The sequence below is a fragment of the Pseudomonas sp. 2VD genome (assembly GCF_005503585.1).
GTDB classification, from domain to species: Bacteria; Pseudomonadota; Gammaproteobacteria; order Pseudomonadales; family Pseudomonadaceae; genus Pseudomonas; species Pseudomonas aeruginosa.
This window is the reverse complement of record NZ_SCND01000215.1, coordinates 1-10,467: the sequence shown is the minus strand read 5'-3', so window position 1 is coordinate 10,467 and position 10,467 is coordinate 1. Positions and strand designations below refer to the sequence as shown.

At 67.5% G+C, this 10,467-nt stretch carries 13 protein-coding genes; 9 read left to right on the top strand and 4 right to left on the bottom strand.

Features of this window, described 5'->3' with window-relative positions; translation table 11 throughout:
* The coding region (locus FFS27_RS21085; RefSeq protein ID WP_003103179.1) for a cysteine hydrolase family protein at positions 1–594 on the bottom strand (594 nt) is incomplete at its 3' end.
* 170 nt (positions 595–764) lie between these two features.
* Between FFS27_RS21085 and prmB the strand changes: the two genes are divergently transcribed.
* On the top strand, positions 765–1,679 hold the full coding sequence (gene prmB, locus FFS27_RS21080; protein ID WP_003087648.1) for a 50S ribosomal protein L3 N(5)-glutamine methyltransferase: 915 nt from the start codon (positions 765–767) through the stop codon (positions 1,677–1,679).
* Positions 1,680–1,703: 24 nt separating this feature from the next.
* Here prmB and FFS27_RS21075 read toward each other — a convergent pair whose 3' ends face one another.
* Together FFS27_RS21075 and FFS27_RS21070 are read right to left on the bottom strand one after the other, a co-directional pair.
* Complete coding sequence (locus tag FFS27_RS21075; RefSeq protein ID WP_003087649.1) at positions 1,704–2,483, bottom strand: hypothetical protein; 780 nt, start codon at positions 2,481–2,483, stop codon at positions 1,704–1,706.
* 77 nt (positions 2,484–2,560) lie between these two features.
* Positions 2,561–3,544 (bottom strand): alpha/beta hydrolase, encoded by a 984-nt coding sequence (locus tag FFS27_RS21070; protein ID WP_009876218.1) that lies wholly within the window; start codon positions 3,542–3,544, stop codon positions 2,561–2,563.
* Positions 3,545–3,651: 107 nt separating this feature from the next.
* Here FFS27_RS21070 and aroC point away from each other — a divergent pair, with 107 nt between their 5' ends.
* From aroC to FFS27_RS21040, 6 genes are all read left to right on the top strand, one after another.
* Positions 3,652–4,743 carry a chorismate synthase gene (gene aroC / locus FFS27_RS21065; protein ID WP_137952187.1) on the top strand — a complete coding sequence of 364 codons (1,092 nt, stop codon included), beginning with the start codon at positions 3,652–3,654 and terminating at the stop codon, positions 4,741–4,743.
* 43 nt (positions 4,744–4,786) lie between these two features.
* Complete coding sequence (locus FFS27_RS21060) at positions 4,787–5,938, top strand: MFS transporter (protein WP_003087654.1); 1,152 nt, start codon at positions 4,787–4,789, stop codon at positions 5,936–5,938.
* Complete coding sequence (locus tag FFS27_RS21055) at positions 5,935–6,552, top strand: methylthioribulose 1-phosphate dehydratase (protein WP_003087655.1); 618 nt, start codon at positions 5,935–5,937, stop codon at positions 6,550–6,552. The genes FFS27_RS21060 and FFS27_RS21055 overlap by 4 nt, the downstream gene beginning before the upstream one ends.
* Positions 6,549–7,094, top strand: a complete 546-nt coding sequence (locus tag FFS27_RS21050; protein WP_003087656.1) for a 1,2-dihydroxy-3-keto-5-methylthiopentene dioxygenase — start codon at positions 6,549–6,551, stop codon at positions 7,092–7,094. The genes FFS27_RS21055 and FFS27_RS21050 overlap by 4 nt, the downstream gene beginning before the upstream one ends.
* A 71-nt stretch (positions 7,095–7,165) precedes the next feature.
* Complete coding sequence (gene mtnC / locus FFS27_RS21045) at positions 7,166–7,843, top strand: acireductone synthase (protein ID WP_009314683.1); 678 nt, start codon at positions 7,166–7,168, stop codon at positions 7,841–7,843.
* A gap of 48 nt (positions 7,844–7,891) precedes the next feature.
* The gene (locus FFS27_RS21040) at positions 7,892–8,083 is read left to right on the top strand and encodes a PLDc N-terminal domain-containing protein (protein WP_003103184.1); all 192 of its coding nucleotides are present in this window, start codon (positions 7,892–7,894) and stop codon (positions 8,081–8,083) included.
* A 15-nt stretch (positions 8,084–8,098) separates the two neighbouring features.
* Here the strand turns inward: FFS27_RS21040 and FFS27_RS21035 are convergent, their stop codons facing one another.
* On the bottom strand, positions 8,099–8,992 hold the full coding sequence (locus FFS27_RS21035; protein ID WP_003087659.1) for a DNA-3-methyladenine glycosylase family protein: 894 nt from the start codon (positions 8,990–8,992) through the stop codon (positions 8,099–8,101).
* A gap of 148 nt (positions 8,993–9,140) precedes the next feature.
* Here FFS27_RS21035 and speE point away from each other — a divergent pair, with 148 nt between their 5' ends.
* Both speE and FFS27_RS21025 read left to right on the top strand, forming a co-directional pair.
* The gene (speE, locus tag FFS27_RS21030; RefSeq protein WP_003103196.1) at positions 9,141–10,001 is read left to right on the top strand and encodes a polyamine aminopropyltransferase; all 861 of its coding nucleotides are present in this window, start codon (positions 9,141–9,143) and stop codon (positions 9,999–10,001) included.
* Positions 10,002–10,161: 160 nt separating this feature from the next.
* The gene (locus FFS27_RS21025; protein ID WP_171019211.1) at positions 10,162–10,458 is read left to right on the top strand and encodes a hypothetical protein; all 297 of its coding nucleotides are present in this window, start codon (positions 10,162–10,164) and stop codon (positions 10,456–10,458) included.
* The last annotated feature ends 9 nt before the right edge of the window (positions 10,459–10,467 follow it).

The window sequence follows — 10,467 nt, the reverse complement described above, 5'->3', positions numbered from 1 at the left end:
GAGCAGTTCCCGGGCCTGGGCGACGATCGCCGCGAAGTTGTCGCCGAGGGCGGCGATCTCGGCGCGTTGCAGGTCCGCGGCGCTCAGGACCCCGCCGTTCAGGGTGGGTATGTCGCGGGTGGCGCAGGCGCTATCGGCGAGGGTGCAGCGGTAGCCGTAGTCCTTGGCCGCGCGCACGGTGGTGCTGACGCTGGAATGGGTCATGAAACCGCAGACGATCAGGTCGAGACGGCCGTGGTTCTGCAGCAGGTCGTGCAGCTCGGTGCCGGAGAAGGCATTGGGCAGGCGTTTCTCCACGACCTTTTCCCCGGCTTCCGGTTGCAGTTCCGGGAGGAACTGGCCGCGCGGACCCTGCGGATCGAACAGGCCGCCCTGGATACCCAGGTGGCGCACATGCACGATGGGCGTACCGCTGGCGCGGGCCGCCTGCACCAGCACGCCGATCTCCGCGGCGGCGGCGTCGAGGCCTGGCAGGCGCAGGGCGCCGCTGCGGTACTCTTCCTGGGCATCGATGATCAGCAAGGTGCTCTGCCGAAGGGGGGCTGGCGGGTAGCCGCGTCCGCTGATCTGCAAAAGGGTGAGCGGATGAGGCATGTCACTACTCCTGAGAAGGCACATGCCTTTCATTCTGGCCCCTATCGGCGAGCCTGTGAACCTTTGCCGCATGCGCACTAAAGTGGTATGGACTTCCCGCGCTGGAGGCCAGCTCCGGCGCGATCGGCTAGAATGTCGCCCTTTTGTGCGTTGCGAGGAGCAATTCCGTCATGTCCGAGTCCCGTCTGCTCACCCTGCGCGACTATATCCGCTGGGCAGTCAGCCGTTTCCACGCCGCCGGCCTGTTCTTCGGTCACGGCACCGACAATGCCTGGGACGAGGCGCGCCACCTGGTTCTGGGCTCCCTGCACCTTCCCTGGGAAATTTCTGACAGCTACCTGGATTGTCGCCTGGAAGACGATGAACGCGCCGAGCTGGCGGAGATCCTCCGGCGGCGCATCGAGGAACGGATTCCGGCGGCCTACCTGCTGGGCGAAGCCTGGTTCTGCGGGATTCCCTTCAGCGTCGACGAACGCGTGCTGGTGCCGCGCTCGCCTATCGCCGAACTTATCGAACAGCGCTTCGCGCCCTGGCTGCCGGCCGAGCCGGCGCGAATCCTCGACCTCTGCACCGGTTCCGGCTGCATCGGCATCGCCTGCGCCTATGCGTTCGAGCAGGCGGAGGTGGTGCTCGCCGACCTGTCCTTTGATGCGCTGGAGGTGGCCAACGTCAATATCGAGCGCCACGACCTCGGCGAGCGGGTCTACACCGTCCAGGGCGACGGTTTCGCCGGGCTTCCCGGCCAGCGCTTCGACCTGATCGTGTCCAATCCGCCCTACGTGGATGCCGAGGATTTCGCCGACATGCCGGCGGAGTTCCATCATGAGCCTGAACTCGGCCTGGCCTGCGGCGACGACGGCCTGGACCTGGTGCGACGGATGCTCGCCGAGGCGGCCGACCACCTCAGCGAGAAAGGCCTGCTGATCGTCGAGGTGGGCAACAGCGAGGTCCATGTGCAGGCGCTGTATCCGGAAGTGGACTTCACCTGGCTGGAGTTCGAGCACGGCGGCCACGGGGTGTTCATGCTGTCCGCCGCGCAGTGCCGCGAGCACCGGGAACTGTTCCGTTCGCGCTTGGAAAAGTGATCGGAGGCGGCTGGTGCCGCCGGTTCAGTGAGTGGCGATCCAGATCAGCAGGCCGGCCTGGAACACCGCGAAGGCGGTCAGGCAGGCGATGGTGAAGCGCAAGCTGGTGTCGTCGCGGCGGTAGTGGTTGATGCGCTGTTCCAGTTGGCGGATCTCCGCATCCTGGGCCTGCAGGGTCTGCTCGGCCTGTTCCAGCATCGCCGCGGCGTCCAGCAGCGGCACGATCTGCACCTTGTCCTTGTGCCAATCGCTGTGCAGCTCGCTGACCCGGCCGGCGCTGTAGCGGGCCTTGAGCAACCGCTGGTCCTCATAGCTGACGTCGAAGCCCTGGGCGCGGATGAAATGGTCGCGGCGCAGGCGTGCGTCTTCGGTCAGGCCATCCTTCAGCGCCAGTGCGCCGCCTTCCACCTTGTAGTGTGCCCAGCGTCGTTGCGCCCAGGCGATCGCCTGGGCCAGCAGGAAACGGCCCAGCCCGCGGTTCAAGGGTTCAAGGCTGAGCCCGGCGTCCGAGCCGAAACGCACTTCCTTGTTGCGATGATCGGCCCAGACCTCCAGCAGGTTCTGCTCCTTGCGCAGCATCAGGCCTGGCACCTGGATGCTCAGGCGCAGCAGGCTCTGGTCCGCGCTGTGCCGTTCGACCCTGCCGAGCTGGACGAAGCGCAGGGGGCGGGCGCCGGTCGCGCGGTCGGTGGGCAGCGGCGCCAGGCGGAGCAGGCGGAAATGCTCCGGCGCCAGTTCGGCCCAGGGGTGCGGCGGTTTCTTCTCGGCTTCTTCTGCGGCCGGTTGGGTATCGCTATCGATCATCGGACATCCTCTGGCCGGCCGCCTTCACGGGCCGGCTTTCAGAACTTGTCGGCGCGGGAAGCGATTTCTGTAGCGGCTCAGCGGCCTTTTTCCGCGTCTGCGCCGCGCAGGATGAAGCGGCTGACCGCCTCGACCAGTTGCCGGGCCAGCGGCAGGTTCGGGTCGTTGTAGGCGGAAAGCTGCTGCAGACCGGTGCTCGGGGCGATCCGCAGGATGTGGTTCATGCCGTCGATGAGCACCAGTTGCGAGTCGGGCTTGGCCCGCTGGAGCGCCTTGGCGTCGGCGACGCCGACCTGGATGTCATTGCGGCCCTGGACGATCAGGGTCGGGATGCGCAGGCGGCCGAACGCGCGGGCCGGGTCTTCGCGGAACAGCGAGATCAGGTACGGCTGCACGCTGGGTCGGAGCAGGCTGGAGAGCGCCGGCGGGATATCGCTGCGGGTCTCGCCGGCCTTCAGCGAAGCCAGCACCGAGTCGGCCTGGCGCAGTTGCGCCGGCGGCAGGCGACCGCGCAGTTGCTCGCGCAACACCCGGTCGATGGGTTGGCCGCTGCCGGCGATGGCGATCAATTCCTCGGCCGGCGTGCGAGGCGCCGCCAGGCTGGCGATCAGCGCGCCTTCGCTATGGCCGACCAGGATCAGCCGGGAGAAGCGCGGGTCGCGGGCCAGCCGCTCGCTCCAGGCGACCACGTCGTCGACATAGACACCGACGCTGAGGTCTTCCTCGCGCGGCGCCGCCGCCAGGCTGCGGGCGACTCCCCGCTTGTCGTAGCGCACGCTGGCGATTCCGCGTTCGGCCAGGGCCTCGGCGAGACGCAGCAGGTAGCGGTTGTTGCCGCCGAAGGGGTTGTTGCCGTCGCGGTCGGTGGGACCGGAGCCGGCGACCAGCAGGACCACCGGCGGCGGCACGGCGCTGCGCGGCAGCAGCAAGGAGCCGCGCAGCACGCCGTGCCCGGTGTCCAGGTCGTAGGGGCGGTGCAGGATGCTGTTGGGAGCGGCGTGGGCCAGGCTGGCGAGCAGGCAGAACAGGGCGAGGAGGGCGCGCGGCATGGAGGTCTTCATGGGCCGATGATAGCGCTTTGATCGCGTCCTCCGGGGAAGGTTCGCAGGCCCGTCCTTGACGGGTATACTCCGCTGTCTTTCCCTCTCGTCCTCACGCGGAGCCTCGCATGTCCGGCAACACCTACGGCAAGCTCTTCACCGTCACCACCGCAGGCGAAAGCCACGGCCCGGCGCTGGTCGCCATCGTCGATGGGTGCCCCCCGGGGCTGGAACTGTCCGCCCGGGACCTGCAACGCGACCTCGACCGGCGCAAGCCCGGCACCAGCCGGCACACCACCCAGCGCCAGGAAGCCGACGAGGTGGAGATTCTTTCCGGGGTGTTCGAGGGCAAGACCACCGGCACGCCGATCGGCCTGCTGATCCGCAACACCGACCAGAAGTCCAAGGACTACTCGGCGATCAAGGACCTGTTCCGCCCGTCCCACGCCGACTACACCTACCACCACAAGTACGGCGTGCGCGACTACCGCGGCGGCGGCCGTTCTTCGGCGCGCGAGACCGCCATGCGCGTGGCCGCCGGGGCTATCGCCAAGAAATACCTGGCGGGCCTGGGCATCCAGGTGCGCGGCTACATGAGCCAGCTCGGGCCGATCGAGATTCCGTTCAGGAGCTGGGACAGCGTCGAGCAGAATGCCTTCTTCAGCCCCGACCCGGACAAGGTGCCGGAGCTGGAGGCCTACATGGACCAATTGCGCCGCGACCAGGATTCGGTCGGGGCGAAGATCACCGTGGTTGCCGAAGGCGTGCCGCCGGGCCTGGGCGAGCCGATCTTCGACCGCCTGGACGCCGAACTGGCGCATGCGCTGATGAGCATCAACGCGGTGAAGGGCGTGGAGATCGGCGCCGGCTTCGCCAGCATCGCCCAGCGCGGTACCGAGCACCGCGACGAACTGACCCCGCAAGGCTTCCTGTCGAACAATGCCGGCGGCATCCTCGGCGGGATCTCCTCCGGCCAGCCGATCGTCGCCCACCTGGCGCTGAAGCCGACCTCCAGCATCACCACTCCCGGGCGCTCGATCGATACCGCCGGCGAGCCGGTGGACATGATCACCAAGGGCCGTCACGACCCGTGCGTCGGCATCCGCGCCACGCCGATCGCCGAGGCGATGATGGCCATCGTCCTGCTCGACCAGTTGCTGCGCCAGCGTGGGCAGAACGCCGACGTGCGCGTCGACACGCCGGTCCTGCCGCAGCTGTGAGGGCTGTGGCAGGCCGCGGTGCGGGACGGGTGAACGGCGGATCGTGACCAGCGCGGTTCCCTACTGGCGCCTGTCCAGCTTCTATTTCTTCTATTTCAGCCTGCTCGGCGCCACGGCGCCGTTCCTCGCCCTGTATTTCCATCACCTGGGCTTCCCCAGCCCGCGCATCGGCGAGCTGGTGGCGATTCCCATGCTGATGCGTTGCGTCGCGCCCAACCTGTGGGGCTGGCTGGGCGACCGCAGCGGCCAGCGCCTGGCCATCGTGCGCTTCGGCGCGGTATGCACGGCGCTGGGCTTCTCGCTGATCTTCGTCAGCCACAGCTACGCCTGGCTGGCCTTGGTGATGGCGTTGCACGCGTTCTTCTGGCATGCCGTGCTACCGCAGTTCGAGGTCATCACCCTGGCCCATCTGCGCGAGCGCAGCGCCAGCTACAGCCGGATTCGCCTGTGGGGCTCGATCGGTTTCATCTGCACCGTGGTCGGTCTCGGCGCGCTGTTCGAGCGCCTGAGCCTGGATGTCTACCCGGCGACGCTGCTGGGTATCATGCTCGGCATCGTGCTGTGCAGCTGGTGGGTGCCCAATGCCCAGCCGGCCCATCGCGAACCGCGCGAAGGCGAGGGCGGCTTCCTCGCCCAGTTGCGCCAGCCGGGCGTGCTGGCGTTCTACCTGTGCGTGTGCCTGATGCAGCTGTCCCATGGGCCGTACTACACCTTCCTGACCCTGCACCTGGAATCGCTGGGCTACAGCCGGGCGCTGATCGGTCTGCTCTGGGCGCTGGGGGTGGTCGCCGAGGTCATGTTGTTCCTCGCCATGCCACGCCTGCTGCAACGTTTCAGCCTGCGCCAGGTGCTAGCCGCGAGCTTCCTGCTGGCGTCGCTGCGCTGGCTGCTTCTCGGCAACCTGGCCGACAGCCTGGCGCTGCTGGTCTTTGCCCAGACGCTGCATGCCGCCACCTTCGGCAGTTTTCATGCGGCTGCCATCCATTTCGTGCAGCGTAGCTTCGGCCCGCGCCAGCAGGGTCAGGGCCAGGCCCTGTATGCTGCGCTGGCCGGTACCGGCGGAGCCCTGGGCGCGCTGTATTCCGGCTATAGCTGGAACAGCCTGGGCCCTGCCTGGACCTTCGCCATCGCCAGCCTGGCAGCCTTGCTGGCAGCCGCTATCATCAGTACCCGTTTGCAAGAGGTGCGGGCATGAACGACAACCGTGAACAGCTGACCCAGCAGATCATCGACGCCGGCCGGTTCCTCTACGGCCGCGGCTGGTCGCCGGCAACCAGCAGCAACTACTCCGCGCGCCTGGACGAACAGCGCGCGCTGCTCACCGTCTCGGGCAAGCACAAGGGCCAGTTGGGCTTCGACGACGTGCTGGTCACCGACCTGGCCGGCAACAGCCTGGAACCGGGCAAGAAACCCTCGGCGGAGACCCTCCTGCACACCCAGCTGTATGCCTGGAACCCGGCGATCGGCGCGGTGCTGCATACCCACTCGGTGAATGCCACCGTGCTTTCCCGCCTGGTTCGCGGCGACCGCCTGGTGCTGCAGGACTACGAACTGCAGAAGGCCTTCGCCGGGGTCACCACCCACGAAGGCCAGGTCGAGGTGCCGATCTTCGACAACGACCAGGACATCGCCCGCCTGGCCAGCCGCGTGCAGCCCTGGCTGGAGGCGCATCCGCACTGCCCGGGGTATTTGATCCGCGGCCACGGGCTGTACACTTGGGGCGCGCGCATGAGCGATGCCCTGCGTCAGGTGGAAGCTTTCGAGTTTCTGTTCGAGTGTGAACTGAAAGTACTGAGTCTGAGCCGATGAGCAGCCTTACCGTCTATCACGAGAACCAGCCGGAGCAGCCGCTGAAGCTGCTGACCCATGCCGAGGACATCGCTTCGACCCTGGCCGAGGTCGGCGTCCGTTTCGAACGCTGGGAAGCCGCCGCGCCGATCGCCGCCGGCGCCAGCCAGGACGAGGTGATCGCCGCCTACGCCCACGAGATCGAGCGGCTCAAGCGCGAGCGCGGCTACATCACCGTGGACGTGGTCAGCCTGAACAGCGACCACCCGCAGAAGGCCGAATTGCGCGCCAAGTTCCTCGACGAGCACCGCCATGGCGAAGACGAGGTGCGCTTCTTCGTCGCCGGGCGCGGCCTGTTCGTCCTGCATATCGAGGAGCATGTCTACGCCGTGCTCTGCGAGCGCAACGACCTGATCTCGGTGCCGGCCGGCACCCGCCACTGGTTCGACATGGGCGAGCACCCGCATTTCGTCGCCGTGCGCCTGTTCAACAACCCGGAGGGCTGGGTCGCCCAGTTCACCGGCGACGACATCGCCAGCCGCTTCCCCCTGCTGGAAGACTGAGCGAGGCACCGTCCCATCCGTCACCATCCGCGCCCCCGGTCCTGCCGGGGGCGGTTTCATCCGGAGTCCGCATGACCATCAAAGCCATCCTCACCGACATCGAAGGCACCACCAGCGCGGTCAGCTTCGTTTTCGACGTGCTGTTTCCCTATGCCGCCCGGCACCTGCCGGACTTCGTCCGCGAACACGCCGGGGAGCCCGAGGTAGCCGCGCAACTGGCGGCGGTGCGTGCCGAGAGCGGTGAGGCGGACGCCGATGTCGAGCGGGCGATCGCGATCCTCCTGCAATGGATCGCCGAGGACCGCAAGGCGACGCCGCTGAAGGCCCTGCAAGGCATGGTCTGGGCCCAGGGCTACCGCGACGGTCAATTGAAGGGCCACGTCTACCCGGACGCGGTGCAGGCGCTGCGCGAGTGGAAGGCCCGTGGGCTGGACCTGTACGTCTATTCCTCCGGCTCGATCCAGGCGCAGAAGCTGATCTTCGGCTGTTCCGAGGCCGGCGACCTGGGCCCGCTGTTTTCCGGCTACTTCGACACTACCAGCGGGCCGAAGCGGGAAAGCGCCTCCTATGCGCGGATCGCCGGGGCCATCGGCCTGCCGGCCGCGGAAATCCTTTTCCTTTCCGACGTGCTGCAGGAGCTGGATGCCGCGCGCGACGCGGGCATGCGCACGCTCGGCCTGGCCCGCGAAGGCGGCAGCCTGGACGGCCATCCGACGGTGGCCAGCTTCGCCGACATCGTCGTGGAGTGAGCGCGCCGGCTATCCTGAGGGAACACTCTTGCTCGGGAGCATCGCGCCATGGGTTCCACCCTCAGCGGGCTGATCAGCCTGGTCATCCTGGCCCTGGATATCTGGGCCATCGTCAACATCCTGAAAAGCGCTGCGGAAACCGGGATGAAGATCATCTGGGTCCTGGTGATCATCGTCCTGCCGGTGCTCGGCCTGATCATCTGGGCCATCGCCGGCCCGCGCGGCAACGTCAGGCTGTAGCCTCCCGCCGCGGCGCTAGCCGCCTGCGGCGTAGTGGTGCCACAGGTGGATGGCGGCGTAGGCGCGCCAAGGCCGCCAGGCCTCGGCGCGGGCCTTGAGGCTGCGCGCATCGATGCCTTGCGGCCCCCAGACCGTGGATTTCAGCAGGCCGAGGTCGGCGGCGGGGAAGGCGTCGGCTTCGCCCATGGCACGCAGGGCTATGTATTCGGCGGTCCAGGGGCCGATGCCGGGCAACGCGCAGAGGCGCTCCACCAGCGCCTCGGGGCCGTCCGCCAGGTCCAGGCTCAGCTCTCCCGAGGCGATCGCCGCGGCGAAGCGTTGCAGCGTCTGTACCCGCTTGCCGGGCATGCCGATGCCGTCGAGGTTGGCTTGCGCCAGCGCGGCGGGTGTCGGGAACAGGTGGCTGATGCCGTCGTAGCCGAGATTTTCCAGCGGCTCGCCGAGGCGCTGGATCAGGCGCCCGGTGATGGTCACCGCGGCCTTCACCGTGACCTGCTGGCCGACGATGGCGCGCACCGCCTGTTCGAAGGGGTCGAAGGCCACCGGCAGGCGCAGCCCCGGATTGGCGGCCACCAGCGGGCCGAGCAGGGGATCCCCGGCGAAATGCCGGGCGATGGCGGCCGGGTCGCTGTCCAGGTCGAACATCCGGCGGACCCGTGCCTCGAGTTCGGCGGCCAGGGCATGGGCGGACGGGCTGAGGCTCAGCGCCAGGACCTGGCGTTCCGCCAGCGGTCGCACCTCGAACCAGGCCGGGCGGCCGTTGGCCCGGAAGCTGCGGGCATAGTGGTCGTCGCCCAGGCTTTCGACACCGGCGAGCAGGCGCAGGGCGAAATGCTGGTGGAACTGGCGCCATTCCCAGGGCGACTGGTAGGGCAGGTGCAGGACGAGGGGAGAGGTAGGCTGGCTCATGGGCAGACGATACCTGTCCGGCGCAGCCGGCGCCATCCGCCGGCGGGGTTCGACCTGTCATTGCCGCCAGCGTAGAATGCGCGCCTTTCTTCGCGGCGCGGGCAAGTCCCGCTGCCAGATTGCAGCCTTACCAGGGAGATCCCGGCCCATGAGCGATTATCAGGAAACTCTGTACCAGGGCTACGGCCAGCGCTTCAGCATCGACAACATGCTGCATGAGGTGCGCACCGAGCACCAGCACCTGGTGATTTTCGAAAACGCCCGGATGGGCCGGGTGATGGCGCTCGACGGAGTGATCCAGACCACCGAGGCCGACGAGTTCATCTACCACGAGATGCTCACCCACGTGCCGATCCTCGCCCACGGCGCGGCCCGGCGCGTGTTGATCATCGGCGGTGGCGACGGCGGCATGCTGCGCGAGGTGGCCAAGCACAAGAGCGTCGAGCGGATCACCATGGTCGAGATCGACGGCACCGTGGTCGACATGTGCAAGGAGTTCCTGCCCAACCACTCCCAGGGCGCCTTCGACGACCCGCGGCTGAACCTGGTGATCGACGACGGCATGCGCTTCGTGGCTACCACGGAAGAACGCTTCGACGTGATCATCTCCGACTCCACCGACCCGATCGGCCCTGGCGAGGTGCTGTTCTCCGAGAACTTCTACCAGGCCTGCCGGCGCTGCCTGAACGAGGGCGGCATCCTGGTCACCCAGAACGGCACGCCGTTCATGCAACTGGAGGAAGTGCGCACCACCGCCGCACGTACCGACGGGCTGTTCGCCGACTGGCATTTCTACCAGGCGGCGGTGCCGACCTATATCGGCGGCGCCATGACCTTCGCCTGGGGCTCGACTCGCGAAGGCCTGCGTCGCCTTCCGCTGGAAACGCTGCGCCAGCGCTTCCGCGACAGCGGCATCGCCACCCGCTACTACAACGCCGATATCCACCTGGGCGCGTTTGCTCTGCCGCAGTACGTGCTGCAGGCCATCGGCAAGCAGGACAACGACTGACGCTTCACCGGGAAGGGCCGCAAGGCCCTTTTTCATGCGTCGCTCCGACATCCCCTGTTACTGCCAGCTAACATTTTTTTCACAATCGATCCGGGAAAATCTGCGCGCTTTTTTCCGTTGCCATGGCTATAAATGGCAGTTTTGTCCTTGAGTGCATCGAATGCTGACCAAACGATTGCGCCAGAGCGGCGTAGTAGTCTCCTGCCTGCTCGGTAGCGTCCTCTTCATCGCCCTGGCCTTCCTCGGCTGGCAACGTTTCGCCCCGGCGGCCACCGTATCCGGCTGGACCTACCGGGTAGTGCTCGAGGACATTCCCCACGTCAGCGCCCTGGCCCGCGACCCGGACGGCCTGCTCTACGTGAGCCAGGAGTTGCAGGACGGCAAGGGCCTGGTGTTCCGCATCGCCGCCGATGGCAGCCGCGATACGGTGCTCGACCTGTCTATTATACACCTCTGACGCTGCCGC